The following is a 22,691-nucleotide window of genomic DNA, read 5'->3' on the forward strand; positions in this document are numbered from 1 at the left end:
CGGGCGATGAGCAACCACGACCGTGCCGCCGCCCGTCGGGAAATCGCCGACGCTTTGCTCCTCGCCCTGGAACGTCGCCACGAGGTCTTGGACGTGATCGTGGAGGCGGACGACCGACCTGCAGCAGTGGAGGCGATCGTCGCCTCGCTGGGCATTTCGCACCGGGGCAGCGAGGCGGTGATGGGAATGTCGTTCGACCAACTCACCAAGGATTCCCGTAAGCGGATCGCTGCCGAACTCGACGATCTGAACACCCAACTGAGCTTTACCCTGCAGGAGCGGCCCGCGAGCTCGGGCGAAAGTCTGGCGCTGCGGCCGTTCGCCGGCGAGGCGGATCGCGACATCTTCGGTGTGCGCACCGAGGAGATCGGCGGCGCGGGCGACGGGTCGGGCGGGCCCGCCGGCACCCTCGACGACGAGATCCGCGCGGCGCTGGCCCGAATCGACGCCGAGGATGCCGCCTGGTTCGTCGCAGTCGACGGCGCGCAGAAGGTCGGCATGGTCTTCGGCGAGCTCATCGGCCACGAGGTGCACGTCCGGATCTGGATCCATCCCGACTGCCGCCACCGCGGCTACGGCACTGCCGCCCTGGGCAAGTCGCGACCGGAGCTGGCGGCCTATTTCCCCGCGGTACCGCTGGTCATCCGAGCGCCCGGCGCCCGCGACGCTCACACCGGCTAGCGGGCCGACCGGCTAGGTCTCGGCGCGCAGCCGGACCATCCGCGTCGTGCTGCTCTCGTCCAGCTCTACCAATTCGCTGCGCGAACGCAGAAAGTCGCTGAATGAGCGGAATCCCAGCGACTTTTCACTGAACGACGGGTCCATCCGCTTCATTTGCGCCTTGACCGCCGAGTTGTGCAGCCACTCCGCGTCGTCCTTCTCGTGTCCGATCCGCAGCGCCCGCGCCAGCAAGCCGGTGGCCGCGGCCTGGGCGTCGGGCGGCTGCGGCTCCTCGTCGGCCTCCTGGGTCTTCGTGCGTCGGGGTCGTTTCTTCGGCGCGGCGTCCTCAGGGCTGGAAACGCCGGGCAGAGCGTCGTAGCTGACAAAATCGTCGCAGGCCGCAGTGAGCGACCGGCTGGTCGAACCGGCCACACCGATACCGACGACGTAGCGGCCCAGCCGCTTACACCGCTGGGCCAGCGCGATGTAGTCCGAGTCGCCCGCGACGATGACGACGTGGGTCAGGTCGGGCAACCGGAACATGTCTTCGACCGCGTCGACCGCAAGCCGGATATCGGCCCCGTTCTTGCCGTACGCAGCTGCGGGAAACAGCTGCACCAAATCGACTGCGCGGCCCACCAATTGGTCACGGTAGCCGGCGTTGACGTCGGCTGACCAGTCGGCGTAGGCCCTGGTCAGCACCAGCGTTCCAAACGACGAGGCGAAATCGATGATGGCACCGACATCGACGGCGGCGTTCACCAACCGCTCGGGCTCTTTGTCGAAGCCGCGTGCCTTGTCGCGCTGGAACGAGTTGCGGCCGTAAACCTGGTCATACCGCGACATCACGATGTTGTCGAAGTCGAGGTACACCGCGACGCGGTCCGCAGCGGGTTCCGTCAAATCAGCCCTTGCCGCGGTCGAGCAGATCCGACGATCCCAGCACCCGCTCCACTTGCACCTCGATGACCACCCGTCGCGGGTTTTCGCGCGGGGTGCGGTACCGCTGCGCATAGCGCAGTTCGGCATCGCGCACGGCGTCGGCACCGCTGTTCACACTGGCCCGGCCCTCCAAGGACAGCCAGCGGGCGCCGTCGACCTGGCTGAGCACAGCGACCCCGCCGCGCTCGGCGTTGACCGCTTTCTGCGAGCCGCCGCTGGTGATCACTCGTGCGATATGGGTCTTGGGGTCGAAGGTGAAGCCCACCGCCACCACATGCGGGGAATTGTCCGCGCGCAGGGTGGTCAACATGGCCAAATGGCGCTCGGTGAGGAACGCCAGCGCGTCGGTGGTGAGCCGGGTGGTGGTATTCGCCATCACCGCTCACGTTATCGCAGGCGATAATCGCAGCCGTGGGCGACACGGATGCCGGGACGGTGCTGATTCTGGGCGGTCGAAGCGAGATCGGCACCGAACTGGCGCTGCGGCTGGCTCCCGGAGCCACGGTGGTGCTGGCGGCGCGCCAGGCCGACCGGCTCGGCGAGCAGGTGTCGATGATCCGGGCGGCCGGGGCGGTGGCCGTGCACACCTGCGAGTTCGACGCCGACGACCTGGCTTCGCACGGCGCGCTGGTGGACTCGATCATCGCTGATCACGGGCCGATCGAGACCGCGGTGCTGGCGTTCGGGATCCTCGGCGATCAAACTCGCGCCGAGACCGACGCCGCGCACGCGGTAGCTGTCGTCCACACGGACTACGTCGCGCAGGTCAGCCTGCTCACCCATTTGGCGGCGGCCATGCGCACCGCCGGGCGGGGCTCGCTGGTGGTGTTCTCCTCGATCGCCGGGGTGCGGGTGCGTCGCGCCAACTACGTCTACGGCTCGGCCAAGGCCGGTCTGGACGGCTTCGCCAGCGGACTGGCCGATGCGCTGCACGGCACCGGGGTGCGGGTGCTGATCGTGCGGCCGGGATTCGTCGTCGGCCGGATGACCGAAGGCATGCCGCCGGCGCCGCTGCCCAGCACTCCGGCGCACGTGGCCGCCGCGACGGCGCGGGCACTGGCCAAGGGGCGGCGCACAGTGTGGATTCCACGGGCCTTGCGTCCGGCGTCGGTGGTGATGCGATTGTTACCGCAGTTCGCCTGGCGAAGGATGCCGCGGTGATTGTCATCGTCGGGATCGGCGCCGACGGGATGGCCGGCCTGTCGGAGCGATCGTCGACCGAACTGCGCAGCGCCGCAGTCATTTACGGCTCACGCAGGCAACTGGACATGCTCGACGCCTCGGTGTCCGCGCACAAGCGGGAATGGCCGTCGCCGTTGCTGCCCGCGCTGCAAAGTCTGCGCGACGAGTCGACCGACGTGCACGTGCTGGCCAGCGGCGACCCGATGCTGCACGGTATCGGCGGCACCCTGATCCGGCTGCTGGGTCCGGAGCAGGTTGTCGTGTTGCCGCATGTCTCGGCGGTGACGCTGGCGTGCGCCCGGATGGGCTGGATCGTCCAAGACACCGAAGTAATCAGCCTGGTGAACGCGGCGCCGCACACTGCGGTACGCCGTGGCGGGCGCGCGGTCGTGTTGTCGCGCGACGCCGGCACCCCGTTGGCGCTGGCCGGGCTGCTCACCGAACACGGCCGCGGCGATTCGCTGTTCAGTGTGCTCGAACAGCTCGGCGGCCCAGGGGAGCGGTGCCGTCACAGCACTGCCCGCGACTGGGCCGCCGCCCCCCCAGACGATGTCGACGGCCTCAACGTGATCGCGGTGCGGTATCTACCCGACGACCGGGTGTCGGCGGTGCTGCCCGAGGATACGTTCGCCCACGACGGTCAGATCACCAAGCAGAGCATCCGCGCGGTGACACTGGCCGCGTTGGCGCCGCGCCCCGGCGAGCGGTTGTGGGATGTGGGGTCGGGTTCGGGGAGCATCGCGGTGGAGTGGGCGCGCAGCGGCCGGGGCTGCCCCGCGGTGGCTTTCGAACGCGACGACACGCGTCGCGACAGCATCGCGCGCAATGCCGCCGCGTTCGGCGTCGACGTCGATGTGCGCGGCGCGGCGCCGCAGGCCTTCGACGGCGCTGCCACGCCGTCGGCGGTGTTCCTCGGCGGCGGGCTGACCCAGCCGGGGATGTTCGAGGCCTGCCTCGACCACCTGCCCGCCGGCGGACGGCTCGTGGCCAATGCCGTCACCGCTGAGTCGGAAGCCGTTCTGACGCAGCTGTATTCGCGTTTAGGCGGAACCCTGCAACGCTTTCAGCACTATCGTGGCGAGCCGCTGGGCGGCTTCACCGGTTGGCGACCGCAGCTGCCGGTCACCCAATGGGCGGTGACCAAGTTATGACCGTGTACTTCATCGGCGCGGGCCCCGGGGCAGCCGATCTGATCACCGTGCGGGGACAGCGACTACTCAGCCAATGCCCGGTCTGCCTGTACGCGGGCTCCATCATGCCGGACGACCTGCTGGCCCTCTGCCCACCCGATGCGCGGGTCGTCGACACCGGTCCGCTGACCCTGGAGCAGATCGTTGCCGAGATCGCCGAGGCCGCCGCCGCCGGCCGCGACGTAGCCCGGCTGCATTCTGGTGACCCGTCGCTCTACAGCGCGTTGGCCGAGCAGTGCCGACGGCTCGACACATTGGGCATCGAATACGAAGTCGTGCCCGGCGTTCCGGCCTTCGCCGCAGCCGCGGCCGCGCTGGGGCGTGAGCTCACCGTCCCGGGGGTCGCGCAGACGGTGACCCTGACCCGGGTGGCGACCTTGTCGACGGCCATGCCGCCGGGTGAAGACCTCGGCACGCTGGCCCGATCCGGCGGGACACTCGTGCTGCATTTGGCCGCCGCGCAGATCGACGCCATCGTGCCGCAATTGGTGGACGGCGGCTATCAACCCGAAACTCCCACGGCGGTAGTGGCTTTCGCCAGTTGGCTGCAGCAGAGCGTATTGCGCGGCACACTTTCCGATATCGCCGGGCAGATGCACCAGGCGGGGATTACCAAGACCGCGGTCATCATCGTCGGCGACGTGCTGGCCGCGGAGGGCTTCACCGACAGCTACCTGTATTCGCCAGGCCGTACCCGAGGGCCTAGGCACTGATGCGGGTGCTGCTGCTCGGCGGCACCGGCGAGGCGCGCGCGCTGGCCACCCGGTTGCACCCAGACGTCGACATCATCAGTTCGCTGGCCGGCCGGGTGCCGGACCCGGCGCTGCCGGTCGGCGCGGTGCGCATCGGCGGGTTCGGTGGTGTAGCCGGACTACGAGGCTGGCTGCGCGACGAACACATCGACGTCGTGGTCGACGCCACCCACCCATTCGCGGCGACCATCACCGCGCACGCCGCACAGGTATGCGGCGAGTTGGGACTGCCATATCTCGTGCTGGCCCGCCCGGCTTGGGATCCGGGCGACGCCATCGTGGTCGCCTCGGATAGTGAGGCAGCCGAAGTGATTGCCCACCGGGGGTTTTCCCGGGTGTTCCTCACCACCGGCAGATCCGGTACCGCGGCCTTCGCGCGCAGCGAGGCCTGGTTTTTCGTCCGCGCGGTCACACCACCGGACACCGAGGTCTTGCCCCGCCGCCACCACCTGCTGTTGTCCCGCGGTCCGTACCGCTACGAGGGGGAGTACGCGCTGCTGCGCGAGCATCGCATCGACGCGCTGGTCACCAAGAACAGCGGCGGCCAGATGACGCGGGCCAAACTGGACGCCGCCGCCGCGCTGGACATCCCCGTGGTGATGGTGGCCCGCCCGCTGCTGCCGCCCGGCGTGGCGACGGTGGGCACAGTCGACGAGGCGTTGACCTGGCTGACGCAGGCAGCAGGACGCTGATCACAAGCCCGCGGGCAGCCGGCGTTTTCCCAGCGTAGGGAGGCAGGCGGTGTCACGATGGTGGCGTGAGCGACGGCAGCGTGACCGCCGGATTGGCCTGCGCGGCATGTGGCACTACGGCGCGCGCAGAAGCCAAATTCTGCGACGAGTGCGGGGCGCCGCTCACCGCATCGGTTACCGCCGCCGAGTACAAGCAGGTGACGGTGCTGTTCGCCGACGTCGTGCATTCGATGGACATCGCGGCGGCTGTCGGTGCGGAGCGGCTGCGCGAGATCATGACGCAACTGTTCAAGCGGTCCGCCGCCGCAGCACAGCGCTACGGCGGCACGGTGGACAAGTTCACCGGCGACGGCATCATGGTGATCTTCGGCGCCCCAGTGTCTTTGGAAGATCACGCTTTTCGGGCTTGCGCCGCCGCGCTGGACATGCAAGAAGAAGCCAAGCATCTGGCCGCCGAGGTCAACGCCAACGACGACATCACCCTGCAACTGCGAGTCGGACTGAACTCCGGCGAAGTCATCGCGGGCGAGATCGGTTCGGGCCCTGCCGGTTATACCGCGATCGGCCACCAGGTCGGGATGGCTCAGCGGATGGAATCGATCGCGCCGCCCGGTGGGGTGATGCTCAGCGAGACCACCGCGCGACTGGTCGAGCATGCCGCTGTTCTCGGTGAACCGGAACTGGTGCGCATCAAAGGCGCCGCCGAGCCAGTGCCGGCACGCCCGCTGATGGCGTTGGCGGCGACGCAGGGGCGGATTGGTCCGCATGCGTTGGCCTTGGTGGGCCGAGAGTGGGAACTCGCCGCCCTGACGGCGATGCTGGATCGGTCGCTGACGGGCCACGGCTGTGTGGCTGGAGTCGTCGGTCCGGCCGGCATCGGGAAGAGCCGCATCGTCGCCGAGACGGTTTCCATTGCGGAAAGCCGCGGTGTGCAGGTGTTTTCGACTTATTGCGAATCGCATACCAGCGACGTCCCATTTCACGCGGTGACACGATTGCTGCGACTGGTCGTGGGGATAGCGGACCTTGACCCCGAGGCAGCGCGCGCCCAGGTGCGAGACCAACTCGCTCATGCCGATGCCGCGGATCTGCTACTCCTCGACGACCTGCTGGGTATCCGGGATGCCTCGACGGAGCAGGCCGCTATCGCGCCTGACGCTCGCCGGCGACGGCTGACGGCGCTACTGAACACAGCCGCGCTGGCGCGCTCGACGCCGCGTGTCTATGTCATCGAGGACGCGCACTGGATTGACCAGGCCAGCGAATCAATGTTGGCTGATTTCCTGGCGGTGATTCCGCAGACGCGCTCGTTGGTGCTGATCACTTGCCGCCCGGAGTACCGTGGCGCACTTTGCAGGTCACCGGGCGGGCAGACGATTGCGCTTGCGCCACTAGATGACTCGCAAGCCTCAGCATTGATCGGGCAACTGCTTGGTTCTGACCCATCGGTTGCTGTACTGGCTGAGCAAATTAGTGAGCGGGCCGCCGGAAACCCGTTTTTCGTCGACCAGATCGTGCGTGACCTCGCTGACCGAAAGGTGCTCTCTGGCGAGCGGGGGGCATATTTGTGCGTGGATGCCACGGCGGAACTGCACGTGCCGGCCAGCCTGCACGCCGCCATCGCGGCACGCATTGATCGCCTGGCCGCACCGGCCAAGCGGACGTTGAACGCCGCCGCGGTCCTCGGGATGCGTTTCGACACTGAGCTGCTCGCCAGGCTGGAAGCAAATCCGGCTCTTGATGAGCTCGTGACGGCAGGACTGCTCGACCAGATCGCGTTCAACCCGCGCGCCGAGTATGCATTCCACCATCCGCTGATCCGAACGGTCGCCTACGAGTCTCAGCTCAGGTCGGATCGAGCCGGGTTGCACCGTCGACTGGCCGCGGGCATCGAGCAGAACGACGAAAATGGGCCACTGATTGCCGAGCACCTGGAGGCTGCCGGTGATCTGCATGCGGCGTTCGACTGGCACATGCGGGCCGGCACCTGGTTGCGGGCGTACCGCGACATCGGCTCTGCATGGATCAGCTGGCAACGTGCACGCGAGATTGCGGACCGGCTGCCCGCCGACGATCCGGACCGCACCGCGATGCGGATCGGGCCACGAGCCCGGCTGTGCGCGACGGCATGGCGCGCCGGGGGGAGTGCCGGCAACACCGGATTCGACGAGCTTCGCACGATGTGCATCGCCGCCGATGACAAAGTGTCACTCGCCATCGGGATGGCCGGGCACATCGCGGCACTCGCCGGCGAGGAGCACCAGCAGAAAGCGTCGCAGCTGTCCACGGAACTCTCAACCTTGCTCGAGTCGATTGGTGATCCAACGCTGACAGTGGCGCTGTTGTGGACGGCGCTGACACCAAAACTGAGCGTGTGCGAAATCACCGAGGCCCTGCGGATGGCGCAGCACATGATCGATCTGGCGGACGGCGATCCGCATATGGGCGACCTCATCGTCGAAACGCCACTGATAATGGCCTTGATGGCGCGCGCCGTCGCGCTGGCCTGTTTGGGACAGCCGGGTTGGAAAAACGAAATCGACAAAGCCGCGGCGATGTGCCGCGAGATCAAGCCCGGAGGTCGCGCGGCGATCGAACTGCCCTTCATTTATGGCTTCGGAATACTGCATGGGCTGCTGCGCTCCGACACTCCTCTGCTACAAGACACCGCGGAGACGTTGAAACTGGCTGAAGATCGAGGCGACGACTACGCGCTGACAGCGGCTCGAATGCTGCGCGGCTTCGCGCTGACACAACCGGACGGCCGGCAACGCAGCGATGGCTTCCAGCTACTCGCAATGGCCCGCGATGCACTGTTAGAGAACCGGTTTATCACGAACACGGTCCATCTGATCGATATGGCAAACGCCAAGGAGAAGGTGCGAACGGGCGACCATGACGATGCGATCGAGATCCTCCGCGCTGTGGCGAATCTCGGATTCGCCGCCGGCGCAACGGTGTATAGCGGAACAGCAGTGATCGCTCTCGCCGAGGCTTTGCTCCAACGCGGCACCGACGCTGACGTGACCGAAGCCCAGGCCGCGATCGAACGTCTGGCGGCCACACCCGTCGAACCCGGGTTCGTGCTCCACGACGTGGCGCTGCTGCGCTTGCGAGCGCTGCTCGCGCGGGCACAGGGCGACGATCAAACGTATCGAGATTTCGTCGATCGCTACCGCGTGATCGCGACATCGCTTGGCTTTGAAGGCCATATCGCGATGGCCGAGGCCATGTAGCGCTAAACCGCTACTTTGTCGACCGGCGCCGTCGGTTCACTGACCTGCCCGTCGCGCCGCCGCTGGCGATAGTTGGCCGAGGCCGCGCGCCACAGCATGTTGGGCCGCAGCAGCCGATTCGGCGGATCGACGAGCGAAGTGACCTTGATGAACTGATTCAGCGCGGCCGGGTCGAATTCCGCAGCGGTCAGTACGCGATCCACGTATCCGTTGAACATTCGCGTCGCCCGCGGTCGTTCGCCGTCGATCTCGGGCAACGCGAGGTCGCCACCGGCGGCCAGTTGCCACGCGTGGCGGATCGGCCTCGCCGATGCCCGGAAGAACCGCCAAGCCAGATCGCTTGTCCCCGTGCGTAAACAGCCACGTAAGGCTAAGGCTTCCAGCGCGGCCACCGTCATACCTTGGCCGTAGATCGGGTTGAAACTGCAGACTGCGTCCCCGGTGACCAACAGTCCTTTGGGGAATCGCCGCATCTTGTCATACCGGCGCCACTGGCTCGACGGGACACGGTGGCGTACTACTTCGCCAATGGGGTGCGCGTCGCGTACTGCATTCAGCACATGCCGGGGTGCGAACCTTTCGGCGAATGCACACATCGCGGAGAGCTCGCAGGGCGGCTGGTGGCCCGCCATTCCCATCACGGTCAGCACCCAGGTGTCGTTCTCACAACTGATAAGCCCCAGCCCGGCGGGCCGGCCGGGCACCACGCCGACCAAAACGCCCAGTTCGTGCAAAGCGCCGGGCCGCATCGTTAGTCGCTGACTGGAATAGGCCAGGTGCACCACGACGCGGTCTTCGATCGGGCGGGCATAGCCCAGCCTTTCCAGCCACAGCGGCGTGCGCGACGCGCGTCCGGTCGCGTCGACGACCAAATCGGCGGGCAGGATCGACTCTTGCCTACTGTGTCGGTTGACGGTGAGGACGCCGGTGACGCGGGTGCAGTCCGGCCTTGACATCAACTCGACGACATCGTGATTGTCCAGCAGGCTGACATTGGCGATGGCGCGGACCCGCTGCCGGACGTGGTGCTCCAGGAACGGTCTGCTTGTCAGATATACGGCAGTCGCCTCGGCCGAACCGGCATTGACGACTCGGTGACCGCCAAGGTTGTAATGAAACTTCGACAGGTCGCAGCCATCGAAGTACGACGCGCCGTCAGTGATCAGCTCGTCGAGAATCTCAGGGAACAGCTCATCCAATACCTGCGCACCCCTCGCCAGCAGCGCATGTAGGTGGCGTCCCTGTGGTACCCCACGACGGTCGGCGGCCTCGTAGGGCAGGGTGTCGCGCTCGACTATCGTGACCGTCTCGTAGAACTCGGCTACTGCTCGTGCGGCCAGCAGACCGGCCATGCTCGCGCCCAAGATGACTGCATGGTCCCCGATCTTGGCCATTGCGCACCCACTCTCGACGAGCTGTCACTGACGCAAACCATGTTCATCGCCGGCGCAACGAGCCGGACAGCGTAGTCGACTACTCGACTTTCTGGATCCGGTCCGCGCGGCAATAGCTGCCGAATCGCCTCGTGAGCTGCGCGGGCGCGGTTATAGTCGCCGCGTGATCAGCGGTGATCCGTTGGCCGGCCGGGACGGTGAGCTAGGGGTTATTCGTCGTGCGCTGAGCGGGTTTGGCAACTACTCCGGCGTGATAATCGCTGGAGCCGCCGGGGTGGGCAAGACCCGGCTCGCTCGCGAGGTGTTGACCCGCGCGGCGGCGGGCGGTGACCGCACCAACTGGATCGTCGGCACCGAATCGGCGCGATCACTTCCGCTGGGTGCATTCACCGCGCTACTCACCGATTCGGTCGCAGAGCCGTTGCCGAACGTGCGGCGGCTGATCAATAGCTTTGTCGCGCAGCAGCGCAGGGGCCGGGTGTTGGTGGGAGTCGACGACGCGCACCTGCTTGACGGGTTGTCCGCACATGTCGTGCATCAACTGGCGCAGACTCGGGGCGCGCGGTTGGTGGTGACCGTGCGAACCGGCGCCGACGAGCCCGATGCCGTGACGGCGTTGTGGAAGGACGGCCTGCTCACCCGCCTGGATTTGGAACCGCTGTCCGCCGAGGCAACTCGCGCCCTGATAGAAGCCACGGTCGGTGGGTCGGTCGATGCCCGCAGCGCCGAGCGGTTTTGGAGGCTGACGGGCGGCAACGCATTGTTCTTGCGGCAGTTGATCGCCGACCAAGTCGCCGCGGGCCGGATGCGGCAACTGGCCGGAGTATGGATGTGGGACGGCGATGTCGCGGTGTCACAGAATCTCAGCGACATGCTGGCCCGCCAGCTGGGCCGGATGACCGCGGGGGTAGCACGCGTGATCGACACCCTCTCACAGTGCGAACCGCTGAGTGTGCCGGTGCTCTGTGATCTGGTGCGCCGGGGAGACCTCGAGTCGGCCGAACAGATGCGTCTGGTGGCCGTGGAGCGGGTGGGTGACGAGCGGCTGGCCCGGTTAGCGCATCCGCTGATCGGTGAGCTTCGCCGGGCGACGGCAGGAGAGATGCATCTGTCCAAAGTCCGCGGCCGGTTAGCGCAACGGCTGGGCCGGGAAGCCGATCGCGACATGCGCGCGACGGTGCGGCGCGCTCTGCTCACCCTCGACTCCGATCTCGATCCGGACCCGGACTTGTATCTGGAGGCAGCACGCTTCGCGATGATGCTCCTGGATCCCGATTCGGCCGAGCGGTTCGCCGCGGCGGCGGCCTCCTGCGGCGCGCCCGATGCAGCGACCATGCGTGCGATGACCCTCGTTCTGCTCGGGCGGGGCGAGCAGGCCGAGGAAGTCCTGCGGGACGTCTGTGAGAGCGGTCGTGCGGACAGCCATCGATGGTCGACCATTCGGGCTGCCAACTTGGTGTGGATGCTCGGCCGGCCGGCGGAGGCGGCGGACATACTCGAACGTCTCGCCGCAGCAGCGGAGTCGACGGCCGACCGCGATGCACGCATGGCGGTCCAGGCATGCGTCGACGTGGTGTTGGCCCGCTGCGCGGCCGCGGACGAAAAGGCCAGGGCTGCATTGTCTTCCGGGACATTGTCGGACTTCCACGCGATGATGGCATCGGTTGCGCGGATCATGGCAATGGGCGCTCTCGGCACGGTGGACGAGCTGACCGTCGTCGCCGAACAGGCCATCGACCGGGTGATCACCGCGTTCGAATCATCGCCGATGCGGTTCTGGTTCGGTGGGGTTTATGCCCGCGCCTGCCGATTGACGGGCCGGATCGACGAGAGCCTGCACGCTGCCACGCGGATCGCCGACTCGGCTCGAGAGGTACCCGGACTTGCGTACGCCAACCTCGCGTTCCTGTTGGGCCACGCCGACTTGATGCGCGGTGACGTGCACAGCGCCGTCCGGCTGCTGCGCGAAGCACGTGCGGGAGTTGAGAGACACGGTGCAACAACAGGTTTACGTCCAGCCAGTTGCTTCGGCTTGGCCGAAGCGTACGCCAAACTGGGCCAGCCGGCGGCTGCCGAAGAAGCGCTCGACGAAGCCCGGCGTTGCGTGCCGGGCGACTACCGTTTCATGCACACGGCGCTGGCGCTCGCCACCGGGTGGACGCTGGCGGCCAAAGGCTATCTGGTCGAGGCCATCGCCGCGGTACGCCAGGCAGCCGATGAGGCGCGGGACCGCGGGCAGCCGACCCATGAACTGGCCTGCCTTCAGGCGATGGCCCAATGGGGTGATGCATCGGCGGCGGCCCGAGCCCGTGAATTGGCTGAGACATTGTCGCTTCGCCTTGCCGATGCCGTCGCGCTGCACACTGAATCGCTGCTCACAGGTAACGGAGAAGGCCTGCTCACGGCCTCGTCGGAATACCGGGCGATCGGTGATCGGGCCGCGGCGGCCGACGCGGCCGCACAGGCGGCGGCCGTCTTCACCGGCAGCCGGCAGCGCCAGCGCGGCCTGTATGCGGCCGCGGTGGCACGCGAGCTGTCCGATGAGTGCGGTGGGCTGTGCACACCGGCGTTGCGCAGCTCGGCGGGTCTTCCGTTGAGCGGGCGCCAGCGCGAGGTGATCGAGTTGGTGGTCGCGGGTTTGTCCAACCGCGAGATCGCCGAGCGGCTGATGATGTCGGTGCGCACCGTCGAGGGACACGTTTACCGGGCCTGTCAGCGCGTCGGCGTGACTACCCGCGACGAGCTGGGGTCCGTCATCCGTGGCGGGCTGGCCCAGTCTTGAGCAGCTATGCCGGATAAGTCCGCGGGGTGAAGACGCGATCGCCGTACCACTGCGTCTGCGACGAGCCGACGATCAGCAGGCAACGCATATCGACACCGCTGGGATCGAGGTCAGCCAACCGCACCAGCCGGACCTCTTCATCCGGGCCGGACACGTCGCGACCGATCACCACCGGTGTGCCCGGTTCGCGATGTGCGAGCAACAGATCTCGCATCGCCTCGACTTGCCAGGTCCGGGTCTTCGACGCCGGGTTGTACACGGCCAGCACCAGATCGGCCGCGGCCGCCGCCGCGAGCCGCGCAGCGATCACCTCCCACGGCTTGAGCCGATCGGATAGCGAGATCACCGCGTAGTCGTGGCCCAGCGGGGCGCCGACCCGGCTGGCGACGGCTTGCGCCGCCGTCATCGCAGGAATTACTCGTACCGGCACGGTCGGCCACTGTTTGGCCTCTTCCAGCACCGCCGTCGCCATCGCGAACACCCCGGGATCACCCGACGACACCACCGCCACCGCGCGTCCCTGCTCGGCCAGCGCACACGCCAACTGCGCCCGCGCCGGTTCATCGGTGTTGTCGCTGGGGTGACGGCGCTGACCGTTACGCACCGGGATGCGCTGCAGATACGGGTCGTAACCGATCAGATCCGTTGCGGCGGCCAGCTCGCGACGGCACTCCGGCGTCATCCAGTCGGTGTGCCCAGGACCCAGCCCGACGACCGCGACCCCGCCTGGGCGCGAACTGCGCTGCCGCGCACCGGGAACCATCGCCAACGAGAAGTAGGGCACGCTGGACTCGTCGACGTCGGCGGCCGGCAGCACCCGCTGCTGGGCGGTACTCGCGCGCTCTACGTAGAGGGCGTCGTCGAGTTGGCCTGCCAACGAAAGAGCCTCTCGCACAGCAGGATACGATCGGCCCAGCTTCAACACCACGGCGGCGTCGGCGTCGGAAAGCCGGCGCGCCAGCTCGGCGACCGGCAACGTGCCGGGTAGCACCGACAGCACCTCGTCGCCGGCCACCAGCGGCGTTGCGATCGCCGCCGCGGCCGCGCTGACCGACGTCACCCCCGGCACGATCACCGCGGAGAACTGCTGCGTCAGCCTGGTGTGCAGATGCATGTAGGAGCTGTAGAACAGCGGATCACCCTCGGCCAGCAGAGCCACGTCGCGGCCGGCGTCCAGATGCGCGGCGATGCGTTCGGTGGCAGCGGTGTAAAAATCCTCCAGCGCTCCGGCGTAGCCGCCGGGATGGTCGGTGGTCTCAGTGGTGACCGGATAAACCAGGTGCTCCTCGATTTGACCGGGCCGCAGATAGGGTTCGGCGATACCACGGGCGATGCTGTGACCGTGGCGGGCGCTGTGATAGGCCACCACGTCCGCGTCGCCGATCACCCGGGCGGCTTTGACTGTCACCAACTCCGGGTCGCCTGGCCCCAGCCCGACGCCGAACAGTGTCCCGCGGCCGGTCATTGTGCGCCGGCGATCGCGTTGACGGCGGCGGCGGCCATCGCGCTACCGCCGCGACGGCCCTGCACCACCAGATACGACATTCCGCGCGGTCGGTCGATGAGTTCCTGCTTGGACTGCGCCGATCCAACGAATCCCACCGGCCCACCGAGGACCGCGGCCGGCGTCGGCGCCCCGCCGTCGAGGAGTTCGAGCAGTCGGAACAACGCGGTGGGCGCGTTGCCGATAGCCAGCACCGCCCCGGACAGCTGATCGGCCCACAGCTCCACCCCGGCTGCCGAGCGGGTGGTGTTCCGGCGCGCGGCCAACTCAACGGCGCGGGGATCGGCCACCAGCGACACCACCTCGTTGTTCGCCGGGAGCCGCGCCCGGGTGATGCCGGCGGCCACCATCGACGAATCGCACAGCACCGGAGCACCGCCCGTCAGGGCGGCGCCGGCCCTGGCGACGACGTCGGCGGTGTAAGCGACATGCTCGGGAAGGTCGACCTGGCCGCAGGTATGGATCAGCCGCACCACCACCTGCTCGACGTCGGCCGGGAACCGGGCCAGATCCGCTTCGGCGCGGATGGTCGCAAACGACTGCCGGTAGATCTCGGCGGCGTCGCGAAGGTAGTCCAGCACGCGCTCACCCTACGGGCGTGCCCGCAGCGTTCGGTACCCGTCTCCGGTGGCGACCAGAACGTCACCCACCGGCGGACTGCCGCAGGCCCGCTCGCAACCGACAAGGTGGCGGCGGGGGAGCGGATCGGCCGTCTGCGCCGCGAAAGCCGCTGCATCGGCCCGCACATCGGCCGCCGAATATGCGCATCCCGGGCTGCCGACGCAGGCACTGATCGACAGCCAGGGCGAGTTCTCGTCGAACACCAGGCCCAGCGGCGCCAGCACCCGCAGCGCCGTGTCGGCGACGGCGTCGTCGAGATCGCACACCAGCACCGACCGCCACGGCGTGATGACCAGTGGCGCGTCGATCGCCGCCAGATAGTCCGCGGTGCGGGACGGCACAACGCCCAGGGGCACCACGGCGCCCAACGTTATGCGGCCGTCATCCTGTGAGATCCACCCCACCGGCGGGGCGGTGGCCTGGGGGATCCGGGTGCCAACCCGGGCGCCGGGCACCAACAAGGTCGAGTCGGCCAATTCGCAAATCCGCCAGGCCTTTCCACGTGCCTTGACGAACCGCTTCGCGACCCCAACCAGCGCGCCCACCGCCTCGTCGGCTGCCAGCCGCACGCCGGTGTCCCGGCCGGCCAAGAGCAGCGCGATGCCGTCGTCGAGCAGATGGAGGCCGGCGTCAGCGCCCAGCCCCGACACGTCGCCGCGGCCGTCGTCGATGCTGAACCAGAATCGGCCGGGCAGCGAAGCCAATGCGGCCTCGGCTTGAATCGCCGCGTCGAGCTCACCCACCCACTTGCGCACGTCGACGCGGCCACCCACCCGACCCGAGAGCGGGGAGGCGACGATGTTGCGGACCCGCTCGTGTGTTGCCGACGGCAACAGACCCGCGCTGCTCAGCAGATCGGCGACCCGTGCCGGGTCGGTGATCGCGCGGAGCTGCACGTTGCCGCGTGCTGTCAACTCGAGCGTTCCCGAGCCGCACTGGCGCGACGTCTGCGCCAGAGTTGCCAACTGAGCCGCGGTGACCATTCCCCCGGGCAGCCGCACTCGAACCAACGGTCCGTCGGCGGCCTGATGCAGCTGCAGGGCGCCGGGGCAGGCGTCCTGGTCGCGGGTGCGCATTACCGCTAACGGTACGGCCTGTGGCAAACGGGACGTGAAAAACAGGTAGTCCACTACTCGTGCGTGCCACGCGTTGCCGGTCGTACGTTGCTGGCATAGACACCAACTCAGCGCGCGAGACGCCCCTAGGTAGGAAGAACGACCCGCTATGACCGGTCTGCTGGAGGTTTTCACAGGTGTTTTGCTGGCGCTGATTCTGTTCGGCCTCTACCGGCTGCAACCTTGGCTTGAACGGTGGGACACCGAGCGGCACTTCGAAGACTGAGCGCCGCTGTCCGGCGGCCCAGCCGGCGGGTAGAACCGTTCGGCAGGCTGGACTCGAATTCAGGCAGTAAAGTCGCACCAGCACGCGCGTTAGCCGGGAGGTTCGACGGCCGGTGCACATCGAGGACAGATCGAAGTGGCCCATCGTGGCCCGCGATGAGGAGTTCCGCCAAGCATTGGCGGCGCTCGAGGATGGCGCGCAATTCGAAGGCGTGGCGTTGGTCGGCGCCAGCGGGGTGGGCAAATCGACGCTTGCTCGCGCCCTCGCCCAAAGCCTCGAGTCGAGCGGGCGGACCGTGCGATTCGTGCTGGGCACCGAAACCGGTTGCGCCGTGCCGTTGGGGGCGTTTTCCCGGGCGATCACGGTTGCTGCCGCACAAGAACCGGCCACCATGCTGGCCGCGGCCCAAGCGACCTTGGAACAGGAAGAAAACCTGGTAGTCGTCGTCGACGACGCGCAGCTGCTCGATCCATTGTCGGCCACCTTGGTCTATCAGCTTGCGGCAGCCCGCAGTGCCCGATTGATCGTGACGATCCGGTCGGGAGAAGCGGTGCTCGACGCGGTGACAGCGCTGCTGAAAGAGCGATTGCTGCTGAATCTGCATGTCGACGCGTTCACCGCCGAGCAGACCGGTGAACTCGCCCATCGCGTGCTCGGCGGCGCCGTCGAGTCTCATCTGGTCGACGAGCTCTACGGCCGCAGCGGGGGGAACTTGCTGCTGCTGCGGGGCTTGCTCAGCGCCGGCCGGGAAAACGGTGTCCTGGTCCGCAGTGACGACGGCTGGCAACTGAAGGGTCCGCTGCGTGCGGACCGCGAACTCTACGACCTTCTCGAGTTCCGGCTGAAATCCCTCACTCCAGAAGAGCTGAACGCAGTCGAGATTTTGGCCATCGGCGAGCTTCTGGACTGGGAGATTGTGCGTGAGCTTTGCGATGCCGAAGCGTTGGCGAGTCTGGAGCGCCGAGGCCTCATCCAATTGCTTGCCGACGGGCGGGAAACCGTAGCGCAGTTGAATCACCCCGTCATCGGTGACGCCGCGATTCGGTTCAGCGGGGTAGTGCGGTCACGACAGCTCAATGGCCTGCTGGCCCAGGCGCTGCAAAAGCACCTGCAGGCCGGCGGGCGCCGCTCGCGGTTGCCCGACCTGCGCGGCCAGATCCGACTCGCTCAGTTCATGATGCGCAGCGACTTGGAGCCGGATCTGGAGGTGATCATCACCGCGGCTGCGAGCGCGGTCGCCATGTCGAACCACGGCTACGGCGAAGAGCTGGCCCGATACGCGTTCGACTACGGCGGTGGTCTGCCGGCCGCACTGGTACTCGCCGATGCGCTGAGCTGGCAGGGACGAGGCGAGGCAGCCGAGGCGGTGCTCGCCGATGTCGATTCCGACGGGGCGGCTGAATTGCTGACCATTCGCTGGGGGTGTCTGCGCGCGGCCAATCTGTTCTGGGTTTGTGGTCGCGTCGATGCGGCGCGGCAGGCACTGGCCGACGTCAAAAATCGGGTGGATTCCGCATTGGGGGTTGACCTGGTTGCGGCCCTGGAGCTGTCGTTTGCCTTCTTCTCCGGTGATGTCGCAACGACAGCCAAGGCCGGTCCGGCGCTGTGCGCACCGGAGGTGCTGCCGTTGGCGACGGTGTGGGCGGCGGTACCGACGATTTGTGCGCAGGCGCTTGTCGGGCGGCATAGTCAGGTTCACCGCCTCGCGGAGGCGGGGTTGCGGGCCGCGGCGCTCAGCGAGTCGGGACCGCAGCGGTTCGCCATCGGCGTCGCTGAGGTCATGGCGGTGACGGCCGTCGGTGATCACCGGGCGGCTGAGCGGGCTGCCGAACGCTATGCCGAGATGGCTGCCGGTGTGCCTGCTGCAGACGCCATGGTGGGTGCGATATCCGGGTTCGTACACTTTAGCGGCGGTGCGCTGCAGGCCGCGTGTTCGGAGTTCTGTGCTGCGATATCGGGGTTATCGCAAGGCTTTCCGTCGCCCTGGGTGATGTTGGTGAGCGCCTGGCAGGCCCAGGCCGAAGGCGCCCGGGGAAACGCTGACGCTGCCGCTGCTGCAGTGCAAAGCTCAGAATCCGCCTATGGACCGCAGGTGGCGGTGTTCTCACCGGAGCTCGAGCTCGCTCGGGCCTGGGAGCGGGCGGCCGCCGGTCAGACATCGGCCGCCCAGACGCACGCTATGCATGCCGCGCAGCAGGCACAGCGGTCCGGGATGTCAGCGGTAGAGATGCGGGCACTGCACACCGCTGCCCGGTTCGGTGACCGTGCGCACGCCGCGAGGCTGGCGGAGCTCGCCAAGAAATTGCGAACTCCGATGGCAGAAGCGGTCGCCGCACATGCCGCCGGCCTGGTCAACCACGACGGTGATGCGCTGGATAGCGCGGCAGGCCGGTTCGCAGAGTTGGGCGCAGTGGCGCTTGCCGCCGATGCGGCGGCGCAGGCGGCCCGCGAGCATGCCCGCAACGGTCATCACGGCAGGGAATTGGAGTCGTCAACCCACGCATACTGGCTCGCCAGCCAAGGCGAAATCCGCACACCGGCAGTCAATGCGGCGGCGCAGCCGCTGCCGATCACCGATCGCGAACGTGAGATCGCGATGCTGGTCGCAGCGGGCTTGTCCAACCGCCAGATCGCCGACCGACTGTGCGTATCGGTGCGCACTATCGACGGACACCTCTACCGCATCTACGTGAAACTCCACATCGAGCGCCGTGACCAACTCGTCGACTTGATCAGTGGTTCGAGGGTCACCCGTATTCGCCGCTCGAGCGGCTACCCGGCCGCCAACTCAGACTGAGGTTGTCAGCCGCCTTGGCGTCTTTCACGGCTTGTCGTCGTCTTCGCCGTCGCGGAGCAGTCGCTCGGGATGGTGGTAGGTATTGGTTCTGGGTCGGCCGCGGTCCAGGTGGGGCGGTGGGATCCATTCGGTGTCACCGTTTTTGAGTTTGCGGGTTCTCCAGCCGCCAGAGGTGACCAGTTTGTGGTGGGGACCGCAGCACAAGGTGAGATCATCGATGTTGGTTTCCCGGCATTGGGCGAAGTCGGTGACGTGATGGGTCTCAGTGAGGTAGCCGGGCACATCGCAGTTAGGGAATGAACAGCCGCGGTCTTTAACGTACAACACAATTCGCTGACTTTGCGAGGCCAGTCGCTTCGTGTGGTAGAGCCCCATCGCCTTGCCGTTGTCGAAGATCGCCAGGTAATGATGGGCCTGGGTGGCCAGCCGAATCACATCACTCATTGGTAGCAAAGTGCCGCCGCCGGTGAGCGCTTTGCCGCGACCCGCTTCGAGCTCGGCCAAGGTGGTCGACACAATGATCGACGCGGGTAGCCCGTTGTGTTTGCCTAAATCACCGGAGGCCAACAGCGCGCGTCCGGCGGCATTGAGCGCATCGTGGTTGCGCTGGCCGGTGCTGCGGGTGTCGCGCTCGATGGCCTCTTGAGAGGGGGTGCCGCCCAGGCAGGGGGTGGGGTTGTCGGGGTTGCACATGCCCGGGGCGGCCAACTTCGCCAGGACCGCGTCGATGGTGGCGCGCGCCTCAGGGATCAAATATCCGGTGATCGGGCTCATGCCGTCGACGTCTTGTTTGCCGATGATCAGACTGCGGCGGCGGGCACGGTCGTTGTCGGTGAAATCGCCGTCGGGGTTGAGGCAGTCGGTGAGTCTGTCAGCCAGCTTGGCCAGTTGGTCGGGCCGAAATTGGCTGCCTTGGCGGGCTAGCTGTGCTTCTGCCTGCTCCCTTCTCGATGTCAACTGCGTCGGGCAGCCGATGGTAGAAGTTGCGGATCACCCGCACGTGACCGTCGCCGATCTCACCGGCGCGCTGCGCTTCGGCAGTGCCCGGCAGCACCGGCGCCAGGGGCTCGCCGGTCATCGCGCGGCGCGGCCCCAAATCGGCAGCCTCGCCGATGCGCCGCGATGCTTCGGGGCGAGTAATACGCAACCGCTCGACCGCCAACTTGCCGCCCAACTCCGTCTCGTCGGCCTGTTCGGCGACCTTATTGATCAACGCGTGGTCAACCGCCGACATGCACCGACGGATTCGTTCCCAACGTTCCAGCAACGCCAAACACTCTGGGGTAGTCAACCCGTCAAACGACAAGTCCACCGCGAGCCGCATATCGGCCTCGGCAGCATCGAAGACCCCGACGATCTCCTCCCGGCTATTCGAACGCATATTCGAATGCTACCGGACCAGTCTGACATGGATTAAGAACACGATAGTGGCCTGTGGATGAAGGTCGAAGTGTTAATAACTCGTTGAAAACACTGTGAAGCAGGGGTTTCAGTGATTCATGCGATGGCGTCGATGGCTTTGTCTTATCGCGATATCGGCGCTGGACGACCAGCAGCACCGCTACAAGAAATGGAGTAGCCGCCTACTCTAGGCGCCCACCCGGGTCGTCCCGCACACTCCACTTGAGACATCGGCCTACCGGCCGGGCGTAACGACAAGGTAGAGAAGGGGTTCGGGATGTCCAATCAGAATATTGAGACGACCAAAAAGGGCTACGCCGCGTTCAGCGCGGGCGATCTCGAGTCGGCCCTGGGCATTTTCGATGACGCCGCAGAGTGGACGCTCACCGGCGAAAGCGCGATCAGCGGAACCTACCGCGGCAAAGACGAACTCACCGCGTTGTTCGGGCAACTAGGGGAGAAGTCGACCGCGGTCGAAATCAAGAGCATTCTTGCCGACGGCGACGTCGTGGTGGTGCTGACCGAAGTCACGGTCGGCGGAGCGCCCTACCAGGAAGCCGACGTTTTCACATTTCGCGACGGCGCCATCGTCAAGGCCCAGTCATTCGGCGACACCGCCGCACAAGAACGGATCTTCGGTTCCAAGCGAGTAGTCGCCGGTTAGCCGGCGGAATCTCGCAATCGGTCGACCTGGCCGGCGTAGGTTGAGGCCTACGCCGGCAACGGGAGGTTGCATGTACCAGAAGCGCCCACTGAAGATCGCGATCATCGGCGCCGGGATGTCGGGGCTGTGCATGGCAGTCAAGCTGCAACAGGCGGGCATCGACTCGTACACCATTTTCGAGAAGGCCGACGAGGTCGGCGGTACCTGGCGCGACAACACCTATCCGGGTCTGACCTGTGACGTCCCCTCGCGGTACTACTCGTATTCGTTTCGGCCCAACCCGAACTGGTCGCATCTGCTGCCGCCCGGCCCGGAAATCCAGGCATATTTCCGGCAGGTGGCCGACGAACGAGCCATCCGGCCGCACATCCGGTTCGGCACCGACGTCGCGTCGGCCCGCTATGACGACGGACGCTGGTGGCTGACCACCGCCGGGGGCGAGGAATCGTTCGACGTGCTGATCACCGCGACCGGTGTCTTGCGGGTACCCCGCTACCCGGAGATACCCGGGCTGGAGACCTTCGCCGGCCCGACGTTCCATTCCTCGCGGTGGGATCACTCGATTACGCTGCCCGACAAACGCATTGGGTTGATCGGCACCGGATCCACCGGCGTGCAGATCACTGCGGAACTCGGCGGTCAAGTCCGCCAATTGAAGGTCTTCCAGCGCACCGCCCAATGGGTCTGCCCAATGCCCAACCTGCGCTACTCACCACTGACCCGGGCGGCGCTGGGCCGGTGGCCGAAGCTCAATGAAATCGGCTACCGCTTCTGGGGTTGGTACACGCGGTTTATGTTCGGCCGGGCGCCGATTCGTCCCGGCTTCCAGCGCCGGCTTTTTCAAGCTCAGTGCCGGTGGAATTTGCGGCTCTCGGTGCGCGACCGGCATTTGCGCGCGAAGCTCACGCCCCGAGATCAGCCAATGTGTAAGCGGCTGATCTTCGCGGGTCATTTCTACCGTTCCTTGCAGAAGCCGGGCGTCGACGTCGTGACCGACTCGATCGACCACGTCGAGCCGCGCGGCGTCGTCACCTCCGATGGCACGTTGCACGAGCTTGATCTGCTGGTCTACGCAACGGGTTTCGACGCCCGCGCCTACGTGCGCCCCCTCGTTGTCATCGGCGAGGGCGGGCTGACCCTTGACGAGGCCTGGGCCGACGGCCCCAGGGCCTATCGATCGGTCGCGGTGCCGGGGTTTCCCAACCTGTTCATGCTGATGGGTCCACATTCGCCCATCGGCAACCAATCGTTGATACCGATCGCTGAGGACCAGGCCGACTACGCAATGTGGTGGATCAACCAGATCCGCGATGGCCGCGTCGTTGCCGCCGCACCGACCGAAGTCGCCACCATGGAATACAACGAGGATATGAAACAGGCGATGCCACAGACCATCTGGGTTACCGGATGCAACAGTTGGTACCTGGGCAAAGACGGCCTGCCCGAGTTGTTCCCGTGGACACCAGAACGGCACCGCGAACTGCTGCGCCAGCCGCCCGAGCTCGCCGACTTCGACATCCGCACTGCCTGACC

The 22,691-nt window shown here is 66.9% G+C and carries 16 protein-coding genes and 1 pseudogene; 10 read left to right on the forward strand and 7 right to left on the reverse strand.

The annotated features are described in order from the left end of the window. The first annotated feature begins 6 nt into the window (after window positions 1-6). A complete protein-coding gene (locus tag AC5Y42_RS15425) occupies window positions 7-681 on the forward strand; it encodes a GNAT family N-acetyltransferase (RefSeq protein ID WP_499899308.1) in 675 nt (224 codons plus the stop codon). 12 nt (window positions 682-693) lie between these two features. On the opposite strand, the gene AC5Y42_RS15430 is transcribed toward AC5Y42_RS15425, so the two are convergent. Further along, complete coding sequence (locus AC5Y42_RS15430; protein WP_499899310.1) at window positions 694-1,563, reverse strand: NYN domain-containing protein; 870 nt, start codon at window positions 1,561-1,563, stop codon at window positions 694-696. A 1-nt stretch (window position 1,564) separates the two neighbouring features. Further along, on the reverse strand, window positions 1,565-1,978 hold the full coding sequence (locus tag AC5Y42_RS15435; protein WP_499899311.1) for a F420-dependent biliverdin reductase: 414 nt from the start codon (window positions 1,976-1,978) through the stop codon (window positions 1,565-1,567). 35 nt (window positions 1,979-2,013) lie between these two features. Between AC5Y42_RS15435 and dprE2 the strand changes: the two genes are divergently transcribed. The 5 genes from dprE2 (at window position 2,014) to AC5Y42_RS15460 (ending at window position 8,654) form a co-directional block, all read left to right on the forward strand. Further along, window positions 2,014-2,763, forward strand: a complete 750-nt coding sequence (gene dprE2, locus AC5Y42_RS15440; protein WP_499899312.1) for a decaprenylphospho-beta-D-erythro-pentofuranosid-2-ulose 2-reductase — start codon at window positions 2,014-2,016, stop codon at window positions 2,761-2,763. After that, window positions 2,760-3,935: a precorrin-6y C5,15-methyltransferase (decarboxylating) subunit CbiE gene (gene cbiE, locus AC5Y42_RS15445; protein ID WP_499899314.1), complete on the forward strand. Its 1,176-nt coding sequence runs from the start codon at window positions 2,760-2,762 to the stop codon at window positions 3,933-3,935. Before dprE2 ends, cbiE begins: the two co-directional genes overlap by 4 nt. Then, window positions 3,932-4,687, forward strand: coding sequence for a precorrin-4 C(11)-methyltransferase (cobM, locus tag AC5Y42_RS15450; protein WP_499899315.1), 756 nt, complete (start codon window positions 3,932-3,934; stop codon window positions 4,685-4,687). The genes cbiE and cobM overlap by 4 nt, the downstream gene beginning before the upstream one ends. Then, the gene (locus AC5Y42_RS15455) at window positions 4,687-5,418 is read left to right on the forward strand and encodes a cobalt-precorrin-6A reductase (protein WP_499899316.1); all 732 of its coding nucleotides are present in this window, start codon (window positions 4,687-4,689) and stop codon (window positions 5,416-5,418) included. The genes cobM and AC5Y42_RS15455 overlap by 1 nt, the downstream gene beginning before the upstream one ends. Before the next feature lie 65 nt (window positions 5,419-5,483). After that, window positions 5,484-8,654: an AAA family ATPase gene (locus AC5Y42_RS15460; protein WP_499899318.1), complete on the forward strand. Its 3,171-nt coding sequence runs from the start codon at window positions 5,484-5,486 to the stop codon at window positions 8,652-8,654. 2 nt (window positions 8,655-8,656) lie between these two features. On the opposite strand, the gene AC5Y42_RS15465 is transcribed toward AC5Y42_RS15460, so the two are convergent. Further along, the gene (locus tag AC5Y42_RS15465; protein WP_499899319.1) at window positions 8,657-10,048 is read right to left on the reverse strand and encodes an FAD-dependent oxidoreductase; all 1,392 of its coding nucleotides are present in this window, start codon (window positions 10,046-10,048) and stop codon (window positions 8,657-8,659) included. Window positions 10,049-10,211: 163 nt separating this feature from the next. On the opposite strand from AC5Y42_RS15465, the gene AC5Y42_RS15470 reads away from it, so the two are divergent. Continuing rightward, window positions 10,212-12,830 (forward strand): helix-turn-helix transcriptional regulator, encoded by a 2,619-nt coding sequence (locus AC5Y42_RS15470; protein WP_499899321.1) that lies wholly within the window; start codon window positions 10,212-10,214, stop codon window positions 12,828-12,830. 4 nt (window positions 12,831-12,834) lie between these two features. On the opposite strand, the gene AC5Y42_RS15475 is transcribed toward AC5Y42_RS15470, so the two are convergent. Genes AC5Y42_RS15475 through cobG form a run of 3 tightly spaced genes read right to left on the reverse strand, consistent with a single transcriptional unit; the run spans window position 12,835 to window position 16,031 of the window. After that, window positions 12,835-14,295 (reverse strand): precorrin-2 C(20)-methyltransferase, encoded by a 1,461-nt coding sequence (locus tag AC5Y42_RS15475; RefSeq protein WP_499899323.1) that lies wholly within the window; start codon window positions 14,293-14,295, stop codon window positions 12,835-12,837. Further along, on the reverse strand, window positions 14,292-14,915 hold the full coding sequence (locus AC5Y42_RS15480; protein ID WP_499899325.1) for a precorrin-8X methylmutase: 624 nt from the start codon (window positions 14,913-14,915) through the stop codon (window positions 14,292-14,294). The genes AC5Y42_RS15475 and AC5Y42_RS15480 overlap by 4 nt, the downstream gene beginning before the upstream one ends. Before the next feature lie 9 nt (window positions 14,916-14,924). Beyond that, window positions 14,925-16,031: a precorrin-3B synthase gene (gene cobG, locus AC5Y42_RS15485; protein WP_499899327.1), complete on the reverse strand. Its 1,107-nt coding sequence runs from the start codon at window positions 16,029-16,031 to the stop codon at window positions 14,925-14,927. Window positions 16,032-16,441: 410 nt separating this feature from the next. On the opposite strand from cobG, the gene AC5Y42_RS15490 reads away from it, so the two are divergent. Then, window positions 16,442-19,093, forward strand: a complete 2,652-nt coding sequence (locus AC5Y42_RS15490; protein ID WP_499899329.1) for a LuxR C-terminal-related transcriptional regulator — start codon at window positions 16,442-16,444, stop codon at window positions 19,091-19,093. A 24-nt stretch (window positions 19,094-19,117) separates the two neighbouring features. On the opposite strand, the pseudogene AC5Y42_RS15495 reads toward AC5Y42_RS15490, so the two are convergent. Further along, window positions 19,118-20,474: pseudogene (locus tag AC5Y42_RS15495) on the reverse strand (HNH endonuclease signature motif containing protein). Window positions 20,475-20,771: 297 nt separating this feature from the next. Here AC5Y42_RS15495 and AC5Y42_RS15500 point away from each other — a divergent pair. Both AC5Y42_RS15500 and AC5Y42_RS15505 read left to right on the forward strand, forming a co-directional pair. Next, entirely contained in the window at window positions 20,772-21,158 is a 387-nt protein-coding gene (locus AC5Y42_RS15500; RefSeq protein ID WP_499899331.1) for a nuclear transport factor 2 family protein, read from the forward strand. A gap of 70 nt (window positions 21,159-21,228) precedes the next feature. Then, complete coding sequence (locus AC5Y42_RS15505; RefSeq protein WP_499899333.1) at window positions 21,229-22,689, forward strand: flavin-containing monooxygenase; 1,461 nt, start codon at window positions 21,229-21,231, stop codon at window positions 22,687-22,689. Window positions 22,690-22,691 lie beyond the last annotated feature (2 nt).

The organism is Mycobacterium sp. NGS48, from assembly GCF_059812585.1.